Origin of the sequence: Marinobacter salexigens (assembly GCF_018860765.1) — a bacterium.
Taxonomy (GTDB): domain Bacteria; phylum Pseudomonadota; class Gammaproteobacteria; order Pseudomonadales; family Oleiphilaceae; genus Marinobacter; species Marinobacter salexigens_A.
In genome coordinates this window covers 94,400-120,145 of record NZ_JAHKPV010000001.1, presented here as the reverse complement: position 1 = coordinate 120,145, position 25,746 = coordinate 94,400, and the positions used below count along the sequence as shown (strand labels likewise).

The window sequence follows — 25,746 nt, the reverse complement described above, 5'->3', positions numbered from 1 at the left end:
CTCAGCGTATAAAAGGATTCAGCATTCGGGTGAACGTTCCGGTCAGCTTGACCGGGGCGCTTAATACAGAAAGCGTGATGCAGTCTTCACAGCCCACAGCGACAGGTTTGTGTTCGTCTTGGTCGGTCAAAACTACAAAGTCCCACTGGTTAAATACACCTTTCTGATCGGAAAAGGCACCTTGCAACACTACGGTTGTTTCCGTTCCGCGATGGGTGTGAGCCGGTGCCTTGCCTCCCGCTACCAGTTTTTGCAGAACAACCTGCTCCTTCTGGCCCGGAAACTTTTCAGTAATATCCAGCACGCTGACATCGCCTAGCTGCCGCTTCCAAGGTAAGTTGTTGATATCTTCACCCAGCAGTTTTTGCAGTAGGCTAATTTTCGGCACTGCTTTTGTTGGCTGTTCTAGCGCAGGAACGCTGTCTATTTTTGCAAGAATATCGTCAAACATAGTCTCGGAAACGCTGACTTTTGGCTGCTGCTCCATCATTACAGCGCCTAGACTATCGAGCGTGTCGACCCGGCTGCGGCAATGGCTGCATTTGTCGAGATGGAGGCGAATGCACAGGGCGTGAGGCTCGCTCAAGTTGCCCGCACTGTACTCCATCAGGGTTAGGCTATCAGGATGATGCCGTGTCATACGTTCTGATCCTGCAAAATCACTTTCAATTTGCTCAGTGCAAGGCGTACCCGGCTTTTCACCGTACCGAGTGGAATGTTTAATTCGTCAGCCACCATTTGGTGGGACTTTTGTTCCATGTACACCTTTGCAATTACTGTAATCTGATCTTCTGGCAACTGGCTCAGAGATTCCCGCACTCGGCGTTCAGACATAAGACGGTGTAGTGACGTTATCGGTTGATTGTCGTCTTCACCGGGAATTTGCCATAAATCTTCAGTTTCCACCGGCATTTCGGCGCTGGTGCGACGCATTTTGCGCAGCATATCGATGCGCTGGTTACGTGCAATGGTGAAAATCCAAGTAGAAGCTGCGGCTTTTTGCCAGTCGTACAAGCAGGCCCGGCGCCAGATCGAAACAAACACTTCCTGAACAAGCTCTTCCGCATGACTGGCCATACCATTCGCCATGGCGTAGTACTTGAGTTGCGGCGCAAAGTGCTCAAATAAAGAATGATAGGCTTGGCGATCCTGGTCTTTACCCACCTTCACCAACAACTGGCTCCAAGGGTCCTTTCGGCCCTCGGCACGTGCTGGCTTTTGATCCAGTGTGGTCACCGGACGCTCCTTGACAATCGCATGATTTATATTCGTTACCTTGTTCATTCTATGCACTCGCCCCGAGTTTGTCAGTTCTGTTACTTACGGGCGCTTGGTCAGTGCGGATCAGCCGGCCAACAAAGAAAGTTCTAGGTTATTCTTCGAGGTAGGTGTAACCCTCAAGCCCAGCGGTCAGTTCTTCCAGAAGGTTTGTTTGTATGCTTTCTGGCAAACTGCTTGCTGTAAATTTGTTGCGGTAGGCTTTCAGTAGAGTCTTGGGCTCGAAATTAACATACCTGAGTACATGAGCAACCGTGTCGCCAATGATGGGGGCGCTGGTATCGTAGCCTCCGGTGCTGTTCAGGCGCACATCCACCGAGTGGGTGTCACCAAACAGGTTGTGCATGTCGCCCAAAATCTCTTGATAGGCTCCGGTCATGAAAAAGCCCATCAGTAAGGGTTCGCCGGGCACTTCTTCTGGCAGTGGTAACGTAGTTTCCGTGCCTTGACCATCTACGTAACGGTCGATGCGACCGTCTGAATCGCAGGTTATATCTTGAATCACTGCGCGCCGGGTCAGTGGGCGGTTCAGGCCGTTCACGGGCATGACCGGGAATATCTGGTCAATACCCCAAACGTCAGGCAACGATTGGAAGAGCGAGAAATTGACGAACAACTTGGCGGCTAGTTTTTCATTCAGCTCATCAATGATTTCACGGTGAGCCCGGCTGTTTTTGTCGAGTTGGGTCTGCAGTAAGCGGCAGCAGCGAATATAGAGTAACTCTGAATTCGCGCGCTCCTGCAGAGAGAGCGTTCCATGGGCAAATTGGCCGTGTACATCAGCCATGGCGTGCAACACATCGTGGTAGATTTCGGCTAACGAGCGCGGGGATTCAGGGTCTTCCAGACTTTCCAGATCGCGCCATAGATCTTGTAGTGGGGCTGGTGCATTTTGCTTGGGTTGCTTGGTCGGGCGTTCTTCCGGCTCCTCGTGGTCAATCACATTCGTTACCAACACTGAGTGGTGTGCCGTCAGCGCTCGGCCGGATTCGCTGATCAGGTCTGGGTGCGGAAGCTCGTAGCGATCGCATTCAGCTTGTAATACGTGCACTACATTATAGGCATATTCATGCATGCTGTAGTTCATCGAGCAGGCGCTACGAGAACGCGTGCCCTCGTAATCAACGCCAAGGCCGCCACCGATATCAACCGTATTCACCGGGGCACCCATCTGGCGCAGCTCGCTGTAAAAACGCGCGCACTCCCGCAAACCGGTCTGAATATCGCGAATATTCGCGATCTGCGAACCAAGATGAAAGTGCAGAAGCTGAAGCGTGTCCAGTGAATTGGCTTTGCGTAGGGTACTCACCACATCCAAAACCTGACTGGCCGATAATCCAAACTTGGATTTTTCACCGCCGGTATTCTGCCAGTTACCCTTGCCGATGGTGGCAAGACGAACTCGTACACCAATCAGCGGAGAAACCTCCAGCTTTTTAGCTTCCTCAAGGATAAGCGGCAACTCAGACTGCTTTTCCACCACAATAAACACTCTGTGGCCTAACTTTTGGCCAATCAGCGCCAGCCGGATGTACTCCCTATCCTTGTACCCGTTGCAAACGATGACCGAGCCCGACTGCTTGGCCAGAGCGAGCACCGCCATTAGCTCCGGTTTGCTGCCAGCCTCTAAACCGATTTGCTTATTACTGGCTGCAGGCTCTGCTGCGATCAATTCTTCAACTACCCGGCGCTGTTGGTTTACCTTAATGGGGTAGACAGCCGTGTATTGCCCTTTATAGCTATGCTCTGCGGCCACTTTGTTAAACGCGTTGCACAGTTTGTTCACCCGATCATGAAGGATGTCCGTAAAGCGGACTAGCACAGGCAGCTGAAGCCCGGATTCCACCAGTGATCGGGTGAGTTCCGGCAAATTGATCTCAGCTTCGCTCTTGCCACGGTTTGGCCGGATAACAACTTCACCCTCCGGGTTAACGCCAATGTAGCCATCGCTCCATTGCGTAATGTTGTAAATCTTGTGGGCCGGGGAGGTGTTGGTGTTGCTCATGGCTGCTGTCCTTCTGGAAAAGCTGGGGTCGGGCAGGCCGACTCAATGGCTGGTATTGTAGGGCTTGATCTTGGCACCTGAAAGGCTTGAAGAATGTTGATTGCAGCAAACCGCAACAATTGCCAACAAAGGCTTTGGCTGTTTGCTTGGCACCTCTACAATACGCCTTTTGGGCATAGCACCTAGATTTCTCAGGAGAGCATCATGACAACGCTGAACGACCATTGGTTTACCGAGATTTTTCAGGATCAGGGGACGGCATTTTCCCTGCAGGTAAAAAAGAAACTGCATGAAGAGCAAACGCCGTTTCAGAAGCTGGACATCTACGAAACCGAAACCTTCGGCAATTTGATGGTGCTAGACGGCTGCGTAATGTTGACTACCCGAGACAACTTCCTTTACCACGAGATGATGACGCACCCCGCGCTTTTTACTCATAAAAATCCAAAGAAGGTTGTGATTGTTGGTGGTGGCGACTGCGGCACATTGAAAGAAGTGTTAAAGCATCCCGATGTGGAAGAAGCTTGGCAGGTTGAAATCGACGAGCGAGTTACCCGCATGTCTGAGGAGTACTTCCCCGAGTTGTGCGAGTCCAACAACGACCCGAGGGCCAACTTTTTCTTTGGTGACGGCATTCAGTGGATGCGGGAAGTGGACCCCGGCAGCATCGATATTCTTATCATTGATAGCACCGACCCAGTAGGCCCGGCCGAGGGCTTGTTCGCGCTAGATTTTTACCGCGACGCCATGCTGGCGCTGGGTGAGGGCGGAATTATCGTGCAGCAGAGTGAATCGCCACTGTTGCACACCAACACCATCATAAAAGACATTCACGAAGACATGCGTAAAGCTGGCTTCGATCACGTGCAAACCCTGCCATTTCCCCAGCCTGTTTATCCTACCGGCTGGTGGAGTTGCACCATGGCCAGCAAAGACAATCCAATAAAGTACTTCCGTGAAGACGATGCAAACAACCGACCCTTCGTAACCCGGTACTATAACGTTGGCACCCATCACGGTGCCTTGGCTATGCCGCAGTTTATGATTGATGCATTGAAAGACGAGGTTCGGCCGGGCGAGGGTTAGATCAAGCGATTAGTCCTCCACGATCCAGACCCGCTGGTACCTCAGTATGTCTGGGTAAAATTGGCATGTATGCCTGCTAAGCCTACCAAGTTAGATGAGCCGCTTGTTGATGCTCGACAGCTCATCTTTTGCCTTCACTCCAGAGCCAGCACTTGCGGGACTTCTTAGGTTTTGGATGTCGCTATTCGGTGTGGCAGGTATAGGAAAAGCTGGCAGTTCCACTGAGCCGAAGATTGCCATTTGGTTCTACGAAGTGGGAGTTTGGGCCTTCTTCTTTTTTGCACGCTTGATCAAAAAAGGTCTTAATTTTTTCCTGAGGCTCCAGCCTGATCACCGTTTTACTACCATCATTATTATTCGTGTAAATCATTGTGAGTTCGATGCTACGACCCGTTTGGTCATGTACTGTCATCAATTCTTGCTGCTCTCCGCTAGCAAGAGCGCCGCGCACAATAAGAGTGCAGCATAAAAAAACAAAAAATTCTCGTGATAATTTCATTGCTCACCCATCCTTTGGCGACAACAAGAGTCCTCTCTGGCTCTTGTTGTCTATACCCATGTCATCAGTTTGTAGCTCGTACGGTAATCCCCCCATTTTAAGAGGGCATCAAAAGTAGAGTTCAGGCCACCATGGCCAGTTTCTGTTGTGGGGTAATGCCTCCGAGGGCCATGTTGGGCCGTTCATTATTGTAGGTCCATAGCCACTGCGTTGCATATTCCTGAACCTCTTCAATCGAGCGGAATAAGTATTGGGCCAGCCAGTCATAACGCACGGTGCGGTTGTAACGCTCGATATACGCATTCTGCTGCGGGTTGCCGGGCTGGATAAAGACCAGTGTAATAACGTGCCTCTTAGCCCAGGCGGCCAAGGTGGCACTGATGTATTCCGGGCCATTGTCGCAGCGAATTTGCATGGGCTTTCCCCGCCACTCGATGATCTGATCCAAAGCCCGGACAACACGCTCAGAGGGCAGAGACAGGTCTACCTCAATACCCGGGCCTTCCCTGTTGTAATCGTCAATCACATTGAACAGCCGGTAGCTGCGGCCATCCTCTAACTGGTCGTGCATGAAATCCATGGACCAACTGGCATTGATGACCGCGGGCACCGCCAGTGGTACTGGTTTCTCGCGCACCAAACGCTTGCGGGGCTTGATGCGCAGGTTTAGTTCCAGTTCCCGATAGATCCGATAAACGCGCTTGTGGTTTCAGGAGTAACCCTTCACGTTGCGCAGATACAGAAAGCACAAGCCAAAACCCCAGTTGCGCTGGTTATGGGTTAACCTCACCAGTAGATCAGCGATCTCGGCGTTTTCACTGCTGAGCTTAGCCCGGTAGCGATAGCAGGACTCACTGACACTAAAGGTCACACAGGCCTGACGAATACTACAGCGAGCAGCCGCAACGGCTTTTTGTGCCATCTCACGGCGGAGAGATGGCTTTACCACTTTCCCTCAAGGGCTTCCTTGCGTAACTCAGACTTGAGCCGTTCTTCGGCATACATCTTCTTCAGTCGCCGGTTTTCATCCTCCAGCTCCTTCATGCGCTTGATCATGGAGGTGTCCATGCCGCCGAATTTGGCTCGCCACTTATAGAAACTGGCGCTGCTCATGCCGTGCTCGCGACAGGGTTCAGGCACCGGTATGCCGCTCTCGGCTTGCTTCAGGATCGCCATGATCTGGCTATCGGAAAAACGTGATTTCTTCATGCAGAACCTCCCTGCGTTTAGCTTACGGAAAATTCTACTTTTGAGCACCTCGGTTTTGCGGGGGGATTACCCTGCGCCTCAATTTCATCAGAAGAGAGAGTTGTCACGTTCGAAGCCAGATGCCGTGAGGTCTTTCCGCCTAGCGATACAATCGGGAGAAAGTGAACCTCAGAGGCATCTCTGCACAGCTATCGCGACGATGTCAGATGGAGCGGCTTAGCCTGTGTAACACCGGTGAATTGACAACGTATGGTGTGGCGCAGATGCGGAGGGTAAACGGCGCAACTGGGAGTAGAGAGAACCACTATTGGCAAAGATCACGCCATTGGCGAAGTTTTAGTTCCGTGAACTGGGTGATTTGCGCTTTAAGGGGAAGATTGTTTTCGGTGGTGATAACCGTAGTCCAGTGACCGTCAATATCCTCCGAGTATTCACAGTTTGAGCTACTTCCCTTGTGCCCGCCAGCCCTACTGCAATGTGCTACAAGAAACTGCTTCCATTCAGAAGGAACGTCTGCTCCAGCTTCTGGTTCTCGGTTCAATACCTTCCATATCGGGAACGGAGGCCCTGGATAGTCACTCACCCTAAACAGGCCGGTATGATCTATTGGTTGTACCGTTGCGCCACTGAATTCACCCAGAAGACGCAATGCATTTGCATGACGCTCTCCTTGCAGACGCCAGGCTATGGTGCCTGAATCCAATGCTTCCAGCCTCACAACGAGTGTGGCGGGTAACTTTCCGTGAGTTGTTTGATAAGTGGGTAGAGACGCCTCAACCTCCTCCGCGGGTATGGCAACCTGAAACGAACCTGCAACTCGGAGAGAATCACTGCCGGCAATATCAAGTGCAGGGGCTGCCGTTTGATCCAACAGGCTGTATTGATCCGGTATGCAAAAGGTATCGCCTCCCAGCCGGAGTTGGTAAGCATCGGCATTCGAAAACGGGGCGAGCACAAACATGGTCGCAAAGAGACCTGATACAGTCAGGACCGCCAACTTCCACGATTTCATATTTTCATCCTGTCAGAAACGAGGCTAGCGGGCGCCAACTGAAGGGCCGATAAAATCGCATGCTCGGCACCAAACCGGTCGGTACAGATTTGCAGGCAGGTTAAACAAGGTGCCACCGAATAACCAGTAGCCATCTGATCCAAGCAAGAATGAGCTTATGCCGTGCTTTTCGAAAACCACGTGATGATACTGTGCAACCTGTTCGGGACTGAGAACTCCTGGGACATTTCCAACGCAATTTTCGAGATCTATCGTCACTGCCTTGGCGTGTTCGATCATCAAATCGACGCCCAGTGCATTCAACTTTTCAGGGTTACTTCTCAATCCCGTTAGCCAGTTGGCTACTTTTCCGTTTACCCCGGCGTCTTCTAAAATGGGTAAAGCAACTCTTGCAATTGGGTCGCCTACTTTTTTTCGAGCATTCCAAAATGCCCGCCTGTTGCCATTCTGGATATAGATCTTTTGTTGCGGTGTTATACGTTGGTCTCCATAGTCAAATAGGCGTTCATTCTGATCAGTTAGAGCTATTTCTCCTTGTCTATTGACGTATGCTTCGACAACGCGGGTCAAGCGAGAGAGCTCGCCGGAGTGCACTCTTCTTTGGTGGCAGGTATGCAGGTATTCAGGCATGTAAAGTTCCTTTTTGATGTGATCAATCCATACTGCTCCGAACGTTATTCGACTTTCGAGATTTTATACCATACTCGCCAGCAATGTCAGTCCGTCCTTATGCGTCAGCCGATGGCACTGAAACATAGGGAGAGTCCAGTTTTCGTTCCCGATCAATTAATGAGCGTGCGGATAGCACCAGAAAAGATAGATGGTCGGAGTTTTGATGGCGCCGGATAGCGGCTTGCCTAACGCATGCACACTAATAAAAAAGGGGCGCCAACTGGCGCCCCTCTGATCGTTGGCAAAGCTTGTATCACTTCCCGGTAACAAACTCCGGATAGGCTTCCATACCGCACTCAGACAAATCGACGCCCTCGTACTCCTCTTCTTGGCTAACCCTTATGCCCATCACCGCTTTGATGATGCCCCAGACCAGCAGGCTGGCAAGGAATACCCATGCGAAGATGGTTACGGCGCCAATCAATTGTCCGCTGAAGGTTGAGCCACTGTTAGTGACAGGAACCAGCATCAGACCGATAAAGCCGCACACGCCGTGAGCCGAGATGGCGCCTACAGGATCATCGATACGCAGCTTGTCCAGGAAGAGGATGCTGAATACAACGGCTATGCCGCCCAGACCGCCCCAGAGGGTTGCGACTAGAGCGCTAGGCGTAGAAGGCTCGGCGGTGATCACCACCAGACCTGCAATCGCACCGTTGAGGAGCATGGTCAGATCCGCTTTGCCGAAGAGCAAACGGCCGGTTATCAGAGCGGCGATAGCACCGCCGGCAGCGGCCGCATTGGTGTTGAGGAATACCATGGCAACCGAGTTGGCACTGGCGATATCGCCCAGTTTCAGAACCGAACCGCCGTTAAAACCGAACCAGCCCATCCAGAGGATAAAGGTACCCAGCGCAGCCAGAGGCAGGTTGGCACCCGGGATGGCGCGGATTTCGCCGTTGGGACCATATTTGCCTTTACGGGCGCCAAGCAGAATTACGCCTGCAAGTGCAGCAGCCGCACCGGCCATGTGAACAATGCCTGAGCCGGCAAAGTCGCTGAAGCCAAGGTCGCCGAGGTTATAAAGCCCAAAGACGTCCTTGCCGCCCCAGGTCCAGGAGCCTTCCAGCGGGTAGATTACACCGGTCATTACGACAGCGAATGCAAGGAATGCCCAGAGCTTCATGCGCTCAGCCACCGCGCCGGACACGATTGACATGGCTGTAGCCACGAACACTACCTGGAAGAAGAAGTCTGCTGCGCCAGAATAGATGGAGCCGCCTTCAAAGCCATCTTCACGAGCGGCATAGTCGCCCAGAACCGCAGCCGGGTCTGTGCTTTCGATGCCTGCCAGAAGCAGGGAGCCGTCGTACATGATTGCGTAACCACACACCAGATACATGATGGAGGCGACCGCAAAGAGTGCGACGTTTTTGGTGAGAATTTCAGTGGTGTTCTTGGCCCTTACAAGCCCTGACTCGAGCATGGCAAAGCCGGCGGCCATCCACATTACTAGGGCGCCGCACACCAAGAAATAAAAGGTATCTATCGCATACTGCAGGTGAAAAATATTGCTTTCCATAGGATGCCCTCCGCACGAGGCACTTCGAATTAGTTTTTTTGCGTTGGCAGTTACGTGGTTAGATCAGAATCAAACCGCTTCTTCGCCTGTTTCGCCAGTCCGGATCCGGATAGCTTGTTGCAGTTCTGTTACAAAGATTTTGCCATCACCGATTTTTCCGGTATTCGCGGCTTTGGTGATGGACTCAATAACCTGGTCCAGTAGGTTGTCGCCAATGGCCACTTCCACTTTTACCTTTGGCAGAAAATCCACAACGTATTCTGCGCCACGATAAAGTTCTGTATGACCTTTCTGCCGCCCGAAGCCTTTGACCTCAGTGACGGTTACGCCTTGTACGCCTATCTCGGATAGTGCCTCACGGACATCATCCAGTTTGAAAGGCTTAATGATCGCTGTCACAAGTTTCATTGCTTTCTCCTTGGTAAAACCGTCTCAACGTGAGAGCCCCACGGCCGGTTGTTGAGTTCGGGGTGCTGTCGCTTCGCACGTCAATTGTGCGGATTGCGTACGAGAGCTATAGCACCGAGTATGCCAACGCAAAAAAATGTCTAAAATTCAATGTCTTAGTTAATTTTGGTCGCAGCTTTCCATAAAGCGGAGAAGCTGTCTGCGCACCAAAATAGGGCGTGTTGCAGTCCCTTGAGCCACTTCGGAGCAGGCCGAAAGGCTATGAGGGCCACAATGGTGCTTACCGCGCCTAGTATGGCAGGGCTAGCGGTGTGATACACTCCTGCAAACCGGTCACGGCACGTGTCTTTTGGCCGAAACCACACATTATTTTAATCAATGAGGTGATGAGTGAAAGGTCCACAGGATATTTTCGCACAGCTACAAGGTCAGTTTGGACAGTTTGTTCCGGATATGGCTCGAGCCGCCCGGGATGATTTTGAAACTCAGGCCCGTGCTACAGTTATGTCGGTTTTGTCCCGTTTGGAATTGGTGACCCGCGATGAGTTTGACGCCCAACAAGCGGTGCTTATGAAAACCCGCGAAAAGGTCGAAGCATTGGAGAAAAGAGTTGCTGAGCTGGAGAAGGCTCCGACCGCACAGTAAAGCAAAAACATTCACCGGCAGGATGCCGGAGTCAGGCTGGCCGATATGTTTCGGCTCCCCGCTGATATTCAAAAACCATGGAAGGTTATTATGCTTGCCGTTGTACATTCCCGCGCCAGTATTGGTGTTTCCGCCCCAGAAGTTACCGTTGAGGTTCACCTTTCCGGAGGGTTACCTGCTCTAACGATAGTTGGTTTGGCAGAAACCGGAGTGCGTGAGAGCCGTGAACGGGTAAGAAGCGCGCTATTGAATGCGGGCTTTGAGTTTCCCGCTCGGCGGATAACAATAAATCTTGCGCCTGCGGACTTGCCCAAAGAAGGCGGTCGATTCGATTTGCCCATTGCGCTGGGTATTCTTGCAGCCTCCGGGCAAATCCCTGCTGAAAGCCTTGTCTCCTGCGAATTCCTTGGCGAACTCTCTCTTGACGGTGCACTCCGCCCGCTGAAAGGCGTGTTACCTGCCGTACTGGCTGCGCGCAACGCGGGTCGGAATCTGCTGATACCCAATGAAAACGCTGAGGAAGCAGCGCTTGCAAGTCAGGACGATGTGCTCGCAGCGGGCCATATATTGGCGGTCTGTGAGCATCTTTGCGGGCGGGCACGTTTGGTGCCCGTGGCTCGTACCAAGCCGAAACTAGCAGCCACCAAGGGCGTGCCAGATCTTGCAGACGTGCGTGGGCAGAGCGTGCCTCGGCGCGCATTGGAGGTAGCTGCGGCCGGAGTCCATAATTTGCTATTTTTTGGCCCCCCAGGTACTGGGAAAAGCATGCTGGCCAGCCGGTTACCCGGAATCCTACCGGATTTGAGTGACGATCATGCCATGGAGGTGGCGAGTGTGCATTCGGTCGCCGGGTTGCGGGTAGGGGAAGGTGGTTGGCGCCAACCACCGTACAGGTCTCCCCATCACACGGCTTCAGCTGTGGCGCTGGTAGGCGGGGGTAGTAGCCCAAGGCCAGGCGAGATCTCGCTGGCCCATCGCGGTGTACTTTTTCTCGATGAGTTGCCCGAGTTTGAGCGCCGAGTTCTTGAAGTACTGCGCGAGCCTATGGAAACTGGAGAAATCTCGATCAGCCGGGCTGCTCGACAGGTCACTTTCCCAGCACGGTTTCAGGTCATCGGCGCTATGAATCCGTGCCCCTGCGGTTACAGCGGGCATCCAACCATTGAATGCCAGTGCACGCCCCAGCAGGTGATGCGCTACCGTTCGAAAATCTCTGGCCCTCTGTTGGATAGGTTCGATTTGCACGTGGAAGTGCCAGTCCAAAGTGGCGATGTGTTGATGCGCTCTGGTGATGATGGTGAACCCAGCGCAGTGGTGAGGGAACGAGTAGCGCGTGCCAGAGAGCGTCAGACCCAGCGCGGGTGTGTTAATGCCGTTTTATCAGGCCGCGATTTACAGGAGGTCTGTGGCCTTGAGCGTTCCAGTGAAAAGCTACTTTCTGGTGCGATGGAAAAGTTAGGGCTTTCAGCCCGTGCGCTGCATCGAATATTGCGCGTTGCTCGCACTCTGGCAGATCTTGATGGGTCTGAAGTAGTTACCCAGCCGCATCTGATGGAGGCGCTCGGGTACCGACAGTTTGATCGCCATACAGGTAAGAGTTCCGTGGTATCCGCCTGATTCATTTTACTCTGGTAAACTGTCTGCAAACTCCGTTAACAAGACCCGCAGGCTGGGGTTAAGGATTGCAGATGACTGACCAGAAAGAACCGCACGATCTTGGTGATGACAACCAATCGAAGAAAACCGACAGCGATTCGCCCATTACCACGCGCCGTGGCGTTCGTAGCTTTGTGCTTCGCCAAGGGCGCATGACCGAAGGCCAGAAAAAGGCCTTCGAGCGTAGTTGGCCGAAATTTGGTCTGAGCCGCGAAGACGGTATGATTGACCCGCGGCAGGTGTTTGGCCGGGATGCCATGCTCAACCTTGAGATCGGTTTCGGCATGGGCCGCTCGCTGGCAGAGATGGCAGAAGCCGCGCCGGAGCAGGATTTTATCGGTGTGGAAGTGCACCTACCTGGCGTAGGGGCCTTACTGAAAGACATCGAGGAGCGTGGGCTGGAGAACGTCCGCGTGTACAACATGGATGCAAACGATGTGATCGATTTGTGCCTGCCAGATGCCTGTTTGGATCAGGTGATGGTTTTCTTCCCGGACCCTTGGCACAAGAAGAAACATCACAAGCGCCGGCTGGTACAGCCAGAGTTTGTTCAGCGTATTCGCCACAAACTTAGGGTCGGGGGTGTTCTGCATCTGGCCACAGACTGGGAAAACTACGCAGAGCACATGATGGAAGTAATGGGCGAGTCTGAAGGGTTTTCGAACACTCAACAACCGGGCGAATACTCACCGAGGCCTGATTATCGCCCGATTACCAAATTTGAAAAACGTGGCGAAAATCTTGGCCATGGGGTGTGGGACCTATTGTTTCACCGCACTAACTAAGCGTCTTCACTCTATGGTGATGGTCACCCCGGCTCCAATGGATGGCGCCGGGCTGCGCGTATTATCACCAAACCTGCAATGCCGAGTGTCAGGGCGGTAAACTTGGCCAGCGCACTGATGGCGGCCGCAAGGCTTAGGGTGTCAGTGGGCGTTTCCAGATTGTTCAGCAACAATAGGTTTTCCGTTATATCGGCCACAGCGGCAGCGATAAACAGTGCTCGAACCCAACGTGCCGCCGTGCGCTCACGAACGCCGGGCCGGTCGACTGTGCAGTGCCGGGTGAGCAGTATCAGGGTGAGGCAGTAGACCGGAATAAATAGGAAATCCAACCACAGGGAGAGCTTAGCCCAGTACAAGCCTTCGCTACTCCAACTTTGTATGATAGCAAGTGCTTGCTCTGCGCTTCCCGCCAGTTGGAAACTAACGATTCCTTGATTCGCTGCCGACGTTTTTAGCGGCTGGTTAATCAACACCAAGGCCGCCAGCAATACCACCGTTGCAATGAGGCAGGCTTTCAGACTTTTGGGAAAAGCTGGTAGTCCTTTTTCCGTGTCCATTACAGAAAACGCTCCAACAGGCTGTTCAGAAACCTTTGCCCCAGTGCGGTTGCCTGAAGGCGGTCACTGACCAAGAGTTTATCGTCACGCAGACTCTCAAGTTGTACCGCAACGGATGACAAGGGTAAACCCGTGCGTTCGTAAAAAAGGCTTTCAGCCACCCCTTTCCTTAGCCGTAATACGTTCATTAGGAACTCCAGAGGGAGTTCTTTTGCATCAATACTAGCGCTACCGGCGGTCCGGCTACCAATGCGGTTGAGGTAGGCCTCTGGCTGCCGTGTTTTCCAGTAGCGTTTGATTTCGCCAGCAGGAAGGCTGACTTTTCCATGCCCCCCCGCTCCTAGCGCCAAATAATCTCCAAACGTCCAGTAATTAAGGTTGTGTCTTGAGGCCTTGCCCTCTTGGCACCACGCAGATACCTCATAGTCAGTGAAGCCGTGTTGGTGCAGATAGTCGCTACCTTGCTGGGCAATATCCCAAAGCAACTCGTCTTCTGGCAAGTCTGGTGGCCTGCTGTAAAACTCAGTGTTGGGCTCCAGAGTCAACTGGTACCACGACAAGTGCGGCGGTTTGTGGCTCATTGCCGTCGTTAGATCCTCAAGGGCCTGGTCGGGGGTCTGGCCTGGAAGGCCGTGCATTAAATCCAGATTGAAATTATCAAAGCCTGCTTTTTTTGCGCTCTCAATAGCCCTGTGCGCGCCTGCGCTGTCGTGAATGCGGCCGAGTGCTTTCAAATGGGCCGGATTAAAGCTCTGCACGCCAATAGACAAACGGTTGATGCCTGCCCTACGGAAAGCTTCAAAGCGGCCTTCTTCCAGAGTACCGGGATTGGCCTCCAGAGTGATTTCCGCATCGTCTGCAAACGCTAGCCGTTCCCTAAGGCCTTGAAAGAGCTTGTGGTAAAAGTCGCCGCTCATTAGCGACGGGGTTCCCCCACCAATAAACACCGTTTCAACGGTGCGTCCGGGTGCCAGCGTCAGATCCTGATCTAGATCTTCGAGCAGGGCGCTCAGGTAAGCGGATTCGGGGATATCGTTCTCGATGGCGTGGGAATTAAAATCGCAGTACGGACACTTGCGCACGCACCAAGGCACATGAATATACAAGCTCAGAGGCGGCGTAACCGGCTCTGGTGTTTGGTTAATCACGGGGTTTAGGCCTCTGCCTTGAGTTGATCCATTAGCAGTGCCAAGGCTCGCCCCCGGTGGCTGATCTGATTTTTTTCGCTTCGGGTCAGCTCAGAGGCGCTGCAGCTCTTTTCGGGGCAGAAAAAGACTGGATCGTAGCCAAACCCGCCATCGCCTTGTGGTGCCCGGAGAATTGTTCCCGGCCAGCGCCCGTGGCAAATAATGGGTGTTGGGTCCTCTGCGTGGCGTAGATACACCAACACACAGTGAAATTGAGCGCTGCGTTGGCCGTCAGGCACATCAGCCATGGCTTCCAATAGTGCATTCAGGTTGTCAAAGTCGGACGCGCCAACTCCAGCGTACCTTGCTGAGCGAACCCCTGGAGCTCCGTTTAGCGCGTCGACGGCCAGACCGCTGTCGTCAGCCAAAGCTGGCAAGCCGGTTTCCCTAGCCGCATGGCGCGCCTTTAAGATGGCATTCTCTACAAAGGTGACCGCTGGCTCTTCGGCTTCTCCAACACCCAGATCGCCTTGCGGCACAGGAACAAGGTTTAGTGGGGCAAGGAGTTGGGTAAATTCGCTAATTTTGCCTTTGTTGTTGCTGGCAATAACAAGTTGTTCGGGCATAGTCCGCTCAGTCACTGAAAAGAGTGTGGACGAACCGAACCGGCAACTCCTCACGGTGCCCGGTAGGGCGAGCCGTAACATTGAAGGTCATCAGTTCGCCAGACGCGTATTGGTATTGCGCAATAAAGTAGACGGAATCGCCTTCTTGAATTCTGCGAAAGGCTAGAAACTTCACCTGCTGTATGTCGTTGGAAACCTGACCTTCCACTTGACCCGCTACAGGCTTTGTCACGCCGTTCTCATCTTCTTGCATCACGGAAATATTGACGATGCCAATGCCTTTGCTGCGCTGGAGGTTGTTGGCTTTTGCAATGTCGGCGGTTAAGAATGTGCTGGGGAATACGCTCCATTGCACCTGATAGTCACCGAAGTCCTCGGATCCAGCATGGGCAGGCAGGCTTGCAACGACAGCAAATAAGGCAACTGCCGCAGTTGTAAAAAAGTTGTGTAGGGCTTTGTTTATCATTACGTATTCTCCCGAGTGATGCGATAGATTGCGATCTCGCCCAATAGGTTTGGCCAGAGGCGGGCCAGCCAATTATTTTGGTGCTGACCGTCTACGACACGACGGCTTTTGATGCGAATACCTTTTTGTCGGCACAAAGCTTCGAAATCCTTAAAGGTACACAGCCTTATATTGGGCGTGTTGTACCATTTATACGGCAAGGAGTCAGATTCGGGCATGCGGCCGCTAAGCGCGAGGCCCCAACGCAAGCGCCAGTGTGCGAAGTTGGGGAAGGTAACTATGCCTTCTGCCCCTAGCCTCAGCATTTCGTCGAGCACTTTGTCTGGCCGACGTACCGCTTGCAGCGCTTGTGTCATCAGCACAATGTCGAAGCTGTTGTCTTCAAAGTTGTCCAGCCCTTGGGTATCGAGATTCTGCTCGATCACCGAGACCCCGCGATTCATGCAGGTGGTTATGTGGTCGGGATTAATTTCCAAACCAAATCCGCTGGCATTGCGCTCCCGCTTGAGAAAATCGAGTAGCGTGCCGTCGCCGCAGCCAAGATCGAGCACGTGATGCCCCGGCTTTACCCACTGCTGGATGATTTCAAGATCCGCCCTCATGCGCCTACCTCTCTGGCAACACGATCCATGTATGCGGTGAAGATATCAGTATACCGCGGGGTGGGAATCAGAAACGCATCGTGCCCCCAAGGCGCGTCAATTTCCGCATAACTCACTTTTCGGCGCGCTGCGATCATGGCGTTCACCATCTCCTCAGAGCGGGCCGGTGTAAAGCGCCAGTCCGTGCTGAACGATAGCACCAAAAACTCGCAACTGGCTTTGGCAAGGGCCTTGGATAGATCGCCGCCAAAGTCATAAGCCGGGTCGAAATAGTCCAGTGCACGGGTCATCAGCAGGTAAGTGTTGGCATCGAAGACTTCAGAGAAGCGCTCACCTTGGTAGCGCAGGTAGCTTTCGACTTGGAACTCAGCATCGTAACCAAATTTGTAGGCTTGATCCCTTAGCTCTCGGCCAAACTTCTCACCCATGGATGCGTCTGAAAGATAGGTGATATGGCCGACCATTCGCGCCAGCATCAGGCCGCGTCGGGGTAGGGTATCGAAATCGTAGTATCGGCCATCGTGGAACTCCCGGTCGGAGGTGATGGCCTGCCTTGCCACTTCATTGAAGGCTATGTTTTGAGCTGTTAATCGAGGGCTGGAGGCTATGGCTACCGAGTGCCTCAGGCGTTCCGGGTAGTCTAGGCTCCACTGTAACGCCTGCATCCCGCCTAGAGATCCACCTACAACGGCGGCCCAGCATTCAATGCCGAGGCGATCTGCCAGTAGCGCCTGGCTTTTTACCCAGTCGCTAACCGTAACCACAGGAAAGTCCGGGCCGTATGGCGTGCCGGTGGCAGGGTTGGTTGAGCTGGGGCCTGTGCTGCCATGACAACCTCCCAGATTGTTAAGACAAACCACAAAAAAACGATTGGTATCAACAGGCTTGCCAGGGCCAATGCATGTGTCCCACCAGCCTGGTTTGCGGTCGTCCATGGAATGGTAACCGGCGGCGTGATGGTGACCACTCAGCGCATGGCAGATGAGTACGGCGTTGCTGCGATCAGAGTTGAGTTCGCCATAGGTTTCAACCACCAAATCATAGCGCTCAAGTGCTTGGCCACACGCGAGTTCGATGGGTGTTTCAAAATGATACGTCTGCGGGGTGACTACCCCGACAGAATCCACAGGCAGGGAATCGGGCATCGGCGCGACAGGTTCCTGGTTCGATCCGTTGGTAACAGCTTGGCTGGTCAGGGCAAAAAACCTATACCAGCGAAGCAGTTTAAAGGCGGGCTGTCATGGCTGCAACCGACAGGCTGTATGATGGCTCAGCGGGCGGCTAGATTACGCCGGAGATATTGACCACTTTTTGCTGAATCATGGTCGGAGCGGGCTTGCGGATTTGACGTTGCATAACATCCGCCAGTTCCAGTTGTCGGCGCAGGTCTGAGATGCTGTTGGCCAGTCGCTCACGCTCGACACGGCTGTCGCGATCATTTCTTACCATATCCCGGAGGCGCCGAATCTGGTGTTCAAGCAGCTGCTTCTGTTCCATGGAATACTGCATGATGGGTAGAAGCGCTTCCGAGGGCCAGCGCTCTACATCCTGACGCACGCGGTTGTGTAGGGTTCTGGCTTCGCTAACCATCACATTGAAAAAGCGCTGAACCAGCACAGACTGTTCGGTGAGTAGGTTTTTAGGGTTGGCGCGGAAACGTCGGGCTCTTTTACGTAACTCCCTAACGGCAATTACATGGCGGCCGGCACGCAGCGGAATGGGTTCAAGGTGCCGGGCGCGGGTATCTTCGTTGTAGCGACGATAAATGGATCCCACCATTTTTTCGGCGAGACGCCCCTCACTGAGAAGGTTGGTGAAATCACTTTCAAGCAATTCGAAAAACTGTTCCATGGCACTGTTCATGCCCGATGTCGTCCAGCTTTTCGTCATGTTTTTGCGAATTTCTTCGGCGTGAGTCTCAAATCTCGCTTCATCCACCAGCTTTTTCAGTATTTCGCCTTGCGAATCCATCAGCCTGCGACTTGAGCGCAGTGTGATCAGCTTTTTGTAGTAGAAGTCGTAGTCTTTTTGGGAACGATCTGCCAATCGGGTAAGCGCTGCTTTATCCATGGTGCTTCCGGAGCAGGCGCTAAACTCTTCTTCAAGAGATTCCAGCCGGGTTTGCATGGCCGCCTGACTGTTTTGCAGCATGCCGAGTAGATCGTTGATCAGGCTCTGGGTGATCAACTGCTCTTTGTGCATCAGAATGCGCTGAATAATGAGCTGTTCGAGATTGCCGATGTTGGATCGGGCGAACAGGTCCTGATCTTTTCGAACTCTTGCGACTAGCCCTTGTTTGGCGGACAGCGGGATAACATCCTGTTGGCGAATGCCAAGGTGGTCAGCGGTATAGCCCCGCACTCGCTCAATGGCTTCGTTCGTATGCTTTTCGCCCTGCAGATCACCCCAAAGCACGTCAATCTTGTTTAGCACCGCAAAACGACCTGCGCGGTGGTCGGCGTGCTCAATATCGATATATTCTTTCCAAATAGTCATATCGCTGGCGGTAACGCCAGTGTCAGCGCTAAGCACAAAGATAATGGCATGGGCCTGTGGCAACATGCTGATGGTCAGCTCAGGCTCGGAGCCGAGAGCATTCAGCCCCGGCGTATCGAGAATTCTTAGACCGCGCTCAAAAAGTGGATGGCGAATACTAATCTGGGCATTACGCCAAGCTGGGATTAGAACTTGACTGGGGTTGTTGCGGTCATGCTCCAGCATGCTTTGATCAAAGCCCAGAGCACGGGCTTCTGCCGGGGAAACACTTTTCACCCGTGCGACTTCACCTAAAACCTCGCGCATGACTTCAGGGTCGCGCTCGTCCAACTCATGCTTTACCCAGCGTTGCGGTTGTTTGCGTAGCTCCTGCAGCGACAAATCTCCGGTACGGGTTTCGATGGGGAGCAATAATAGGTAGTTTTCGTTGGCACTGCGGTCAAAAAACAGCTCCGTGGGGCACATGGTTGTGCGCCCAGCCTGAGAAGGCAGCATGCGCTGGCCGAACTCAGAGAAGAATAAAGCGTTGATGAGTTCCGTTTTGCCACGGGAATATTCGCCTACAAACGCAATTGTGAGCTCATCTTCAATAAGAAGCTCAAGCCCGTGGCGGATGCGCGCACTTATGTCATCAGAGAATAGGTTGTTATCCTGAAGCCACAGCCTATAACGACCGATTTGGCGAATCAGCTCTTTTTTCCAGTTGTGGTAGGCCTCTACCTGCTGGGTCAAGTTTCCCTGAAGACTCATCGGGTTTTCCTTTTGCGCGACTTCCGGCATTTTCCGGGCAATTGGCCCGGAATCCGCACGACGGACGAATTAATTACTGTTAATACTAACCCGTTCCCGAATTTTTTGCGGCCTCTTGTTCCAGCTTTTTGTGGAAAACTGTTACAAATTGTCTAATTGAGACCTGATTTACATTCCCAGCCCGATAGCGCCAAGGCCAACCGCTACTTTCATGTGCTCGATTACAACGGAAATAACATTCAAAATAAGGAATACGATAATGGGTGATAGGTCTAACCCTCCCATGGAAGGCATCAATTTGCGCACCGGGCGCATCACTGGCTCTGTAATCTGCGCAACCAGCTGAATCGCCGGGTGTCCGCTACCGGGAGCAATCCAGCTAACCACAACCACTGCGATAACAGACCAGAAATAGATCTTTACGATCAAATCTAGAACGTTCAGCACGGCCCATACCAGCAGGGTAAGCGGATTAAACGAAGGAATGCCGCCGTTTAGGGCTACGAGAATCAAAAAGAAGGTGATGGCTTGAATAATAACTGCCAGCACCAGAGCGGCACCGTCAATTCCACCCCAGCCCGGAATAACCCGTCGTAAAGGCCTTAATAGAGGGTTTGTTGCTTTGACCGCGAATTGGGAAATCGGGTTATAAAAGTCTGCCCGGGCCAATTGCAGTAAAAAACGCAACAGTATTATGGTCATGTAAAACGTGGAAACGATCAGCAGGATCGTAATCAGTATGTCTGCCAGCATGTAGCTAATTCTCCGTTGTCAGTGACTGGTTTACTCTTTACCTGCCAATTCTTTGGCCATTTCTTCCGAGCGCTTGTAGGCTGCGTTATAGGCCTTTTTCACCAGTTCGCGCATTCCGCCTTCTTCAAAGGTATTCACTGCCTGTTCTGTTGTGCCGCCCGGAGACATAACGTTCTTTTTCAACTGCGCAGGGTTATGTTCACTTTTCGCAGCCATCTCGGCAGCGCCAGCCATGGTTTGAATGGCTAATTGTCTGGCGGTTGCGGCGTTCACGCCAGCATCGGTGGCCGCGGCTTCAAGTGCCTCAAGCATCAAAAAGAAATAGGCCGGGCCGCTGCCCGAAAGCGCAGTAACACCATGCAGCAGGGCTTCATCTTCAACCCAGATAGCCATTCCGATACCTTCAAAAACGGATTGCACCGTTTTTTGCTGATCACTGGTAACGCTCGCGCTGGCAAATAGTCCGGCTGCGCCCTTGCCAACTAGAGAGGGGGTGTTTGGCATTACCCGGACAATAGGTAGGCCGCCACCAAGCCACTCATCAAGCGTGTCGGCCCCAAGGCCCGCGGCAATAGACACCATCAACGGGCGGGTGTTTTGGGCGATAGGGGCTATATCGCGACATACGTCCGCCATTGCCTGAGGCTTCACTGCCAGAACAACCATGTCGGCTTGTTGGGCGCAATAACGATTGTCTGTTGTTACGCTGATTCCAAAACGTTTGCGGATAGATTGCAGATGGCTGTCGTCTGGCGCGCTGGCCCAAATGCTGCTGGCTTTAAAGCCGCTGTCCAGCATGCCACCGATGATGGCGCTGGCCATGTTACCGGCACCGATAAACGAAATGGTTGGTGATTTGCTCAAGGTTTGCTCCAACGGTTGTTCGGTTATACGTCCGGCACAGATAATAGCAGGTACCGGCCTGTTCAGCTCTTAGGCGAGCGCTCACCAAAAACGGCCGTGCCAATGCGGACCCACGTGGCACCCTCTGCTATGGCTATTTCGAGGTCGCCGGACATGCCCATTGATAAGGTGTCTAAAGGACCGGCTTCCGGATAGTCCTGCCGGAGTTTTTTGAGTGTATTGGCAAGCTTGCGGAAGCTTTCCCTCAGGGCCGATTCTGTTTGCTCTGGATCGGGTATGGCCATAAGCCCTCTGAGCGTGAGCCCGGGTAGCTGGCTTATTTCCTCGATCAGCGTTGGCAGTTCATCTGGCTGGCAACCGGATTTGCTCTGTTCATTGTTAATATTGACCTGAAGGCAAATATTCAATGGGGGCAAGCCGGTTTCTCTTTGCTCGCTCAAGCGTCGGGCTACTTTCAGACGATCAAGGCTGTGAACCCAAGAAAAAGCCGAGGCGATTTGCCGGGTTTTATTGGATTGGATCGGGCCAATAAAGTGCCAGTCGATTTCCGTGAGATCGCTCAGCGCCTCAATTTTTTCCAGAGCCTCTTGCAGGTAGTTTTCCCCAAATGCCCGCTGGCCTGCAGCCACTGCCTGCCGCAGCTCTTCAGCCGAGCGGGTTTTACTGACAGCCAGAAGGCTCACAGAGCCGGGTTCACGGCCTGCGTGCAATGTTGCTTTTTGTATGCGTCGGGTTACGCTCCCGAGGTTGTCTGCTATGCTGCTCATAGTATGAAATAGTCGCGTTTGGTCTGCCCGTTCTATGGCGACACGTTACTCGCAGGTCACTGAAATGCCAAGTGATCGGAGTAGGGTTATGTCAGATAGGCGCTACCTGTATAAAAGAATAAAGCCTTCCGAGGACTTCTATGGATATTACTGAACTGCTTGCCTTCTCGGCGAAACAGGGTGCGTCTGACTTGCACCTCTCCGCCGGCTTGCCCCCGATGATACGTGTTGATGGCGATGTTCGCCGCATCAATCTTCCGCCCCTGGAGCATAAAGAAGTTCATGGGCTGATCTACGACATCATGAACGACAAGCAGCGCAAGGACTACGAAGAATTTCTGGAAACCGACTTTTCTTTCGAAGTGCCTGGTGTCGCTCGCTTCCGTGTGAACGCGTTTAACCAGAACCGGGGTGCTGGTGCTGTTTTCCGGACGATCCCCTCGAAAGTGCTGACAATGGACGACCTTGGCATGGGCCAGGTGTTTAAGGATATTGCATCGGTGCCACGTGGTCTTGTTCTTGTAACCGGGCCAACCGGTTCTGGTAAGTCCACCACGCTGGCAGCGATGGTGGATTACATAAACGATTCGCGTTATGAGCATATTCTGACGGTGGAAGACCCGATCGAATTTGTGCACGATTCCAAGAAGTGCCTTGTGAATCAACGGGAAGTGCACCGGGATACGCTAGGCTTTAATGAGGCGCTGCGCTCCGCGCTACGGGAAGACCCCGACATTATTCTGGTAGGTGAGTTGCGAGACCTGGAAACCATTCGCCTGGCGCTCACTGCGGCAGAAACGGGGCACTTGGTTTTCGGAACCCTGCACACTACCTCGGCAGCAAAAACTATCGACAGGGTTGTGGACGTATTCCCGGCGCAAGAGAAGTCCATGGTGCGGTCGATGCTTTCCGAGTCGTTGCAGGCGGTAATTTCCCAGACTCTGATGAAGAAAATGGGTGGCGGGCGAATTGCGGCGCACGAAATCATGATTGGTACGTCTGCGATCCGTAACCTGATTCGGGAAGACAAAATTGCCCAGATGTACTCCTCCATTCAAACGGGTGGTTCGCTGGGCATGCAGACTTTGGATCAGTGTCTTGAGCGTTTGCTGCAGAAGGGCCTGATTTCTCGGGACGCTGCACGACTCAAGGCGAAAATGCCGGACAATTTTTGACGTTGAACGATTAGGCAGGAGAGGGGTGCCACCCCTTCTCCCTTCAGTTTGAGCCGATGTATCACTTAGAAAAGAACATAGGTAAATAAAATGGAATTCGAAAAACTGCTTCGTCTGATGGTTGAAAAAGGAGGTTCAGATCTCTTTGTTACGGCCGGTGTTCCGCCCAGCATGAAAGTGAACGGTAAAGTATTGCCGGTCACAAAAAATGCCTTAACACCGGAACAGACGAGGGAGTTTGTATACGGCGCAATGTCTGAAAAACAGCGGGCCGAGTTTGAAGAAACCCACGAGTGTAACTTTGCGATCAGTGCTCGAGGCATTGGACGATTTCGGGTGAGCGCCTTCTTCCAGCGTAACCTGTGTGGCATGGTGTTGCGTCGAATTGAAGTAAAAATTCCCCAAATTGATGATTTGGCGCTTCCTGAGATTACCAAAGAACTGGCGATGACCAAGCGAGGTCTCATCATATTTGTCGGGGCCACGGGTACCGGTAAATCAACGTCATTGGCTGCTATGCTGGGGCACCGCAACCGCAATAGTCGCGGCCATATTATTTCCATTGAAGACCCCATTGAGTTTGTGCACCAACACCAAGGCTGCATCGTGACGCAGAGGGAAGTGGGGATTGATACAGAGAGCTTTGAAGTAGCATTGAAAAATACGTTGCGTCAGGCGCCCGACGTTATTCTGATTGGTGAGGTTCGTACCCGCCAGACCATGGAATACTCTGTTCAGTTTGCCGAAACGGGCCACCTTTGCCTTGCAACGTTGCACGCCAATAATGCTAACCAAGCCCTTGACCGGATTATCCAGTTTTTCCCGCCAGAACAGCATAACCAAATCTGGATGGATCTATCTCTCAACCTGAAGGCTATCGTAGCGCAGCAACTGATCCCTACGCCTGATGGTAAAGGCCGGAAGGCTGTTATTGAAGTTCTCATTAACACCCCCTTAGTTGCGGACCTGATTCGCAAGGGCGAAGTGCACAAGCTCAAAGAGCTGATGACCAAGTCTACCGAATCCGGTATGCGGACTTTCGACCAAGCACTCTATGAACTTTACGCCGAAGGCTCGATTACATACGAAGATGCATTGGCTCACGCCGACTCGGCGAATGACCTGCGGTTGCTGATAAAATTGGGTGCCGATGCCCAAGGGGCAGATAAGTTGTCGTCCTCTGTTGATAAATTGACCATTCAGGACACCTGATCGAAAAAAGTGCGAAAGCGGAAAACGATTAATTTATCAAATCAGTAGCTTTAGCATTTGAGGCCACTGGCAACAGCTGCGTATACTCCGCCCCTACGATACAAAGGAGACGCCGCTGTTATGAAATCCAACCTTCTCACCCGTGCTGTTCGGCTGGCAACGCTGGCCGCAGTAGCCGCCCCTGCTAGTGTTTTTGCTGGTGGTTTTTCCCTGAACGAGCAAAGTGCCAGCGCCATGGGTACGGCTAATGCCGGCTCTGCTGCAAACCCGGAAAATGCGACGACTGTTTATTTCAACCCAGCGGGTATGAGTCAGCTTGAAGGCACCAATATTTCCTTTGGTGCCGCGATTCTGGATATTGATGCCGAGGCAAAAGGCGGAGCAAGGGCAAACAATCAGCTCCCTTCCGCTTTACCCCAAAGTGCAGTTCAGGGAACTACGGGTGGTGATATTGCAGACCCGGCGCTTTTGCCAAACCTTTATCTGACTCATGAGGTTAGCGATTCGATTGATGTGGGCTTCGGCATACACGCGCCATACGGTTTGGCTGCAGACTATGACGACAATTTCGTTGGCCGCTACTTTGCGGACAAAACCGAGCTGACAGCTCTTTCATTCACGCCGGCTATTTCCGTAAATAACGGTCAGGGTTTGTCGATGGGTGTTGGCCTTAACGTGCTCTACGTTGAAGGCAAGCTCACGAAGTTTGTAGATAACTCGGGCACGATTGCTCAGGCTGGGTCTAATGTTGTCCCGGGAACTCCAGTGCAAGGATACGCTGACATTGAGGGCGATGATGTTGCCGTGACGTTCCAAGTTGGTTTCCTTTACGAGCTGAATAGCCAAACCCAGATTGGCCTCAAGGCTCAAACCGGGACTGAACTTGAGCTGAAAGGCGATGCCAAGTTTACGGATTTCGCAGCAGTGGATCCGAGCTCAGGCTTTGTCGGAGCTATTGATTCTACAGAGCCTGCTAACGTGCCTCTGGCTATTCCTGAGAGCGTCACTGCCAGCATCCTGCACAGATTGAACGATGAGTTTACGATTCTGGCAGGTGCAACTTACGCACGATGGAGCCGGTTCGAATCTCTTGATATTTACGGACGTGATTCCAGCAAGCCGCTGACGTCCAATAGCCCGGGTGGCATGCCAGACCAACTGACGCATATCCCGGAAGAGTGGAAGAACACCTGGCAGCTTAATGTGGGCGGTATTTATCAGGCAACGCCTGAATGGGCATTCAAGGCAGGTTATGCCTGGGATGAGTCGCCGGTAGACCAATATGTTACGGCGCGTATTCCTTCCAGTGATCGTCACTGGCTGACACTCGGTGCGCAATGGAAGCCAGCTCAAAGCGGCTGGACAATAGATGCTGCGGTAGGCACCTTGTTGTTCACCGAGGATCCAGAAGTTTCGGATAAATCCTACGTATTAACGCCGGCTGGCACTATTCCGAGCCCGAGGGACACGAACTCGTTCTACGAGGGTGAATACGAGCTTGAAGCCTGGAGTGCTGCTATCCAGATTAGTAAAGCCTTCTGATCTATTTGTTGTATCTGGAGGCTGATTCCCTT

At 52.7% G+C, this 25,746-nt stretch carries 25 protein-coding genes and 1 pseudogene; 7 read left to right on the top strand and 19 right to left on the bottom strand.

Annotated features, from left to right (window positions below; genetic code table 11):
- Position 1: 1 nt before the first annotated feature.
- From KO508_RS00570 to speA, 3 genes are all read right to left on the bottom strand, one after another.
- A complete protein-coding gene (locus KO508_RS00570; RefSeq protein ID WP_216006415.1) occupies positions 2-640 on the bottom strand; it encodes a ChrR family anti-sigma-E factor in 639 nt (212 codons plus the stop codon).
- A complete protein-coding gene (locus tag KO508_RS00565) occupies positions 637-1,236 on the bottom strand; it encodes a sigma-70 family RNA polymerase sigma factor (RefSeq protein ID WP_216006414.1) in 600 nt (199 codons plus the stop codon). Before KO508_RS00565 ends, KO508_RS00570 begins: the two co-directional genes overlap by 4 nt.
- Before the next feature lie 136 nt (positions 1,237-1,372).
- A complete protein-coding gene (gene speA / locus KO508_RS00560; RefSeq protein WP_216006413.1) occupies positions 1,373-3,283 on the bottom strand; it encodes a biosynthetic arginine decarboxylase in 1,911 nt (636 codons plus the stop codon).
- Positions 3,284-3,487: 204 nt separating this feature from the next.
- On the opposite strand from speA, the gene speE reads away from it, so the two are divergent.
- Positions 3,488-4,369 (top strand): polyamine aminopropyltransferase, encoded by an 882-nt coding sequence (gene speE / locus KO508_RS00555; RefSeq protein ID WP_216006412.1) that lies wholly within the window; start codon positions 3,488-3,490, stop codon positions 4,367-4,369.
- A gap of 181 nt (positions 4,370-4,550) precedes the next feature.
- Here speE and KO508_RS00550 read toward each other — a convergent pair whose 3' ends face one another.
- From KO508_RS00550 to glnK, 6 genes and pseudogenes are all read right to left on the bottom strand, one after another.
- Positions 4,551-4,868: a hypothetical protein gene (locus KO508_RS00550; protein WP_216006411.1), complete on the bottom strand. Its 318-nt coding sequence runs from the start codon at positions 4,866-4,868 to the stop codon at positions 4,551-4,553.
- A 121-nt stretch (positions 4,869-4,989) separates the two neighbouring features.
- Positions 4,990-6,077 (bottom strand): annotated as a pseudogene (locus tag KO508_RS00545) (IS3 family transposase).
- Between the two features lie 304 nt (positions 6,078-6,381).
- On the bottom strand, positions 6,382-7,089 hold the full coding sequence (locus KO508_RS00540; RefSeq protein WP_216006410.1) for a hypothetical protein: 708 nt from the start codon (positions 7,087-7,089) through the stop codon (positions 6,382-6,384).
- Positions 7,090-7,113: 24 nt separating this feature from the next.
- Positions 7,114-7,719, bottom strand: a complete 606-nt coding sequence (locus tag KO508_RS00535) for a hypothetical protein (RefSeq protein ID WP_216006409.1) — start codon at positions 7,717-7,719, stop codon at positions 7,114-7,116.
- Between the two features lie 295 nt (positions 7,720-8,014).
- The gene (locus KO508_RS00530; RefSeq protein ID WP_216006408.1) at positions 8,015-9,283 is read right to left on the bottom strand and encodes an ammonium transporter; all 1,269 of its coding nucleotides are present in this window, start codon (positions 9,281-9,283) and stop codon (positions 8,015-8,017) included.
- Positions 9,284-9,352: 69 nt separating this feature from the next.
- Positions 9,353-9,691: a P-II family nitrogen regulator gene (gene glnK / locus KO508_RS00525; protein ID WP_071264623.1), complete on the bottom strand. Its 339-nt coding sequence runs from the start codon at positions 9,689-9,691 to the stop codon at positions 9,353-9,355.
- Positions 9,692-10,081: 390 nt separating this feature from the next.
- Here glnK and KO508_RS00520 point away from each other — a divergent pair, with 390 nt between their 5' ends.
- The 3 genes from KO508_RS00520 to trmB all read left to right on the top strand — a co-directional run bounded on the left by KO508_RS00520 (position 10,082) and on the right by trmB (position 12,777).
- Entirely contained in the window at positions 10,082-10,336 is a 255-nt protein-coding gene (locus tag KO508_RS00520) for an accessory factor UbiK family protein (protein WP_216006407.1), read from the top strand.
- Between the two features lie 90 nt (positions 10,337-10,426).
- Positions 10,427-11,953 (top strand): YifB family Mg chelatase-like AAA ATPase, encoded by a 1,527-nt coding sequence (locus KO508_RS00515; RefSeq protein WP_216006406.1) that lies wholly within the window; start codon positions 10,427-10,429, stop codon positions 11,951-11,953.
- Between the two features lie 71 nt (positions 11,954-12,024).
- Positions 12,025-12,777, top strand: coding sequence for a tRNA (guanosine(46)-N7)-methyltransferase TrmB (trmB, locus tag KO508_RS00510; protein ID WP_216006405.1), 753 nt, complete (start codon positions 12,025-12,027; stop codon positions 12,775-12,777).
- Positions 12,778-12,800: 23 nt separating this feature from the next.
- On the opposite strand, the gene KO508_RS00505 is transcribed toward trmB, so the two are convergent.
- The 10 genes from KO508_RS00505 to KO508_RS00460 all read right to left on the bottom strand — a co-directional run bounded on the left by KO508_RS00505 (position 12,801) and on the right by KO508_RS00460 (position 21,785).
- On the bottom strand, positions 12,801-13,334 hold the full coding sequence (locus KO508_RS00505) for a hypothetical protein (RefSeq protein WP_216006404.1): 534 nt from the start codon (positions 13,332-13,334) through the stop codon (positions 12,801-12,803).
- Positions 13,334-14,482 carry a radical SAM family heme chaperone HemW gene (gene hemW, locus KO508_RS00500; protein ID WP_354667986.1) on the bottom strand — a complete coding sequence of 383 codons (1,149 nt, stop codon included), beginning with the start codon at positions 14,480-14,482 and terminating at the stop codon, positions 13,334-13,336. The genes KO508_RS00505 and hemW overlap by 1 nt, the downstream gene beginning before the upstream one ends.
- 5 nt (positions 14,483-14,487) lie before the next feature.
- Positions 14,488-15,087, bottom strand: a complete 600-nt coding sequence (gene rdgB, locus KO508_RS00495) for an RdgB/HAM1 family non-canonical purine NTP pyrophosphatase (RefSeq protein WP_216006403.1) — start codon at positions 15,085-15,087, stop codon at positions 14,488-14,490.
- 7 nt (positions 15,088-15,094) lie between these two features.
- Positions 15,095-15,553, bottom strand: a complete 459-nt coding sequence (locus KO508_RS00490) for a DUF4426 domain-containing protein (protein ID WP_216006402.1) — start codon at positions 15,551-15,553, stop codon at positions 15,095-15,097.
- Positions 15,553-16,155 carry a methionine biosynthesis protein MetW gene (metW, locus tag KO508_RS00485; protein WP_200366950.1) on the bottom strand — a complete coding sequence of 201 codons (603 nt, stop codon included), beginning with the start codon at positions 16,153-16,155 and terminating at the stop codon, positions 15,553-15,555. The genes KO508_RS00490 and metW overlap by 1 nt, the downstream gene beginning before the upstream one ends.
- Entirely contained in the window at positions 16,152-17,300 is a 1,149-nt protein-coding gene (metX, locus tag KO508_RS00480) for a homoserine O-succinyltransferase MetX (protein WP_216006401.1), read from the bottom strand. The genes metW and metX overlap by 4 nt, the downstream gene beginning before the upstream one ends.
- A 136-nt stretch (positions 17,301-17,436) precedes the next feature.
- Positions 17,437-19,401, bottom strand: coding sequence for a dynamin family protein (locus KO508_RS00475; protein WP_216006400.1), 1,965 nt, complete (start codon positions 19,399-19,401; stop codon positions 17,437-17,439).
- Between the two features lie 168 nt (positions 19,402-19,569).
- A complete protein-coding gene (locus KO508_RS00470; protein ID WP_200366956.1) occupies positions 19,570-20,154 on the bottom strand; it encodes a YggT family protein in 585 nt (194 codons plus the stop codon).
- A gap of 30 nt (positions 20,155-20,184) precedes the next feature.
- The gene (gene proC / locus KO508_RS00465) at positions 20,185-21,018 is read right to left on the bottom strand and encodes a pyrroline-5-carboxylate reductase (RefSeq protein WP_216006399.1); all 834 of its coding nucleotides are present in this window, start codon (positions 21,016-21,018) and stop codon (positions 20,185-20,187) included.
- A 62-nt stretch (positions 21,019-21,080) separates the two neighbouring features.
- Positions 21,081-21,785 (bottom strand): YggS family pyridoxal phosphate-dependent enzyme, encoded by a 705-nt coding sequence (locus KO508_RS00460; protein WP_216006398.1) that lies wholly within the window; start codon positions 21,783-21,785, stop codon positions 21,081-21,083.
- A 140-nt stretch (positions 21,786-21,925) separates the two neighbouring features.
- On the opposite strand from KO508_RS00460, the gene KO508_RS00455 reads away from it, so the two are divergent.
- The 3 genes from KO508_RS00455 (at position 21,926) to KO508_RS00445 (ending at position 25,714) form a co-directional block, all read left to right on the top strand.
- Positions 21,926-22,960, top strand: coding sequence for a type IV pilus twitching motility protein PilT (locus tag KO508_RS00455; RefSeq protein ID WP_216006397.1), 1,035 nt, complete (start codon positions 21,926-21,928; stop codon positions 22,958-22,960).
- Between the two features lie 90 nt (positions 22,961-23,050).
- Complete coding sequence (locus tag KO508_RS00450) at positions 23,051-24,172, top strand: PilT/PilU family type 4a pilus ATPase (RefSeq protein WP_216006396.1); 1,122 nt, start codon at positions 23,051-23,053, stop codon at positions 24,170-24,172.
- 120 nt (positions 24,173-24,292) lie between these two features.
- Positions 24,293-25,714, top strand: a complete 1,422-nt coding sequence (locus KO508_RS00445) for an OmpP1/FadL family transporter (RefSeq protein ID WP_216006395.1) — start codon at positions 24,293-24,295, stop codon at positions 25,712-25,714.
- Positions 25,715-25,746 lie beyond the last annotated feature (32 nt).

Coding starts and splice junctions, on each gene's coding strand:
- KO508_RS00540 (WP_216006410.1), bottom strand. CDS start 7,089: ATGAAATCGTGGAAGTTGGCGGTCCTGACTGTATCAGGTCTCTTTGCG.
- KO508_RS00535 (WP_216006409.1), bottom strand. CDS start 7,719: ATGCCTGAATACCTGCATACCTGCCACCAAAGAAGAGTGCACTCCGGC.
- glnK (WP_071264623.1), bottom strand. CDS start 9,691: ATGAAACTTGTGACAGCGATCATTAAGCCTTTCAAACTGGATGATGTC.
- speE (WP_216006412.1), top strand. CDS start 3,488: ATGACAACGCTGAACGACCATTGGTTTACCGAGATTTTTCAGGATCAG.
- KO508_RS00470 (WP_200366956.1), bottom strand. CDS start 20,154: ATGCTGGCAGACATACTGATTACGATCCTGCTGATCGTTTCCACGTTT.
- KO508_RS00570 (WP_216006415.1), bottom strand. CDS start 640: ATGACACGGCATCATCCTGATAGCCTAACCCTGATGGAGTACAGTGCG.
- KO508_RS00455 (WP_216006397.1), top strand. CDS start 21,926: ATGGATATTACTGAACTGCTTGCCTTCTCGGCGAAACAGGGTGCGTCT.
- metW (WP_200366950.1), bottom strand. CDS start 16,155: ATGAGGGCGGATCTTGAAATCATCCAGCAGTGGGTAAAGCCGGGGCAT.
- trmB (WP_216006405.1), top strand. CDS start 12,025: ATGACTGACCAGAAAGAACCGCACGATCTTGGTGATGACAACCAATCG.
- KO508_RS00505 (WP_216006404.1), bottom strand. CDS start 13,334: ATGGACACGGAAAAAGGACTACCAGCTTTTCCCAAAAGTCTGAAAGCC.
- KO508_RS00460 (WP_216006398.1), bottom strand. CDS start 21,785: ATGAGCAGCATAGCAGACAACCTCGGGAGCGTAACCCGACGCATACAA.
- KO508_RS00490 (WP_216006402.1), bottom strand. CDS start 15,553: ATGATAAACAAAGCCCTACACAACTTTTTTACAACTGCGGCAGTTGCC.
- KO508_RS00475 (WP_216006400.1), bottom strand. CDS start 19,401: ATGAGTCTTCAGGGAAACTTGACCCAGCAGGTAGAGGCCTACCACAAC.
- rdgB (WP_216006403.1), bottom strand. CDS start 15,087: ATGCCCGAACAACTTGTTATTGCCAGCAACAACAAAGGCAAAATTAGC.
- KO508_RS00450 (WP_216006396.1), top strand. CDS start 23,051: ATGGAATTCGAAAAACTGCTTCGTCTGATGGTTGAAAAAGGAGGTTCA.
- KO508_RS00550 (WP_216006411.1), bottom strand. CDS start 4,868: ATGAAATTATCACGAGAATTTTTTGTTTTTTTATGCTGCACTCTTATT.
- speA (WP_216006413.1), bottom strand. CDS start 3,283: ATGAGCAACACCAACACCTCCCCGGCCCACAAGATTTACAACATTACG.
- metX (WP_216006401.1), bottom strand. CDS start 17,300: ATGCCCGATTCCCTGCCTGTGGATTCTGTCGGGGTAGTCACCCCGCAG.
- KO508_RS00530 (WP_216006408.1), bottom strand. CDS start 9,283: ATGGAAAGCAATATTTTTCACCTGCAGTATGCGATAGATACCTTTTAT.
- KO508_RS00515 (WP_216006406.1), top strand. CDS start 10,427: ATGCTTGCCGTTGTACATTCCCGCGCCAGTATTGGTGTTTCCGCCCCA.
- KO508_RS00445 (WP_216006395.1), top strand. CDS start 24,293: ATGAAATCCAACCTTCTCACCCGTGCTGTTCGGCTGGCAACGCTGGCC.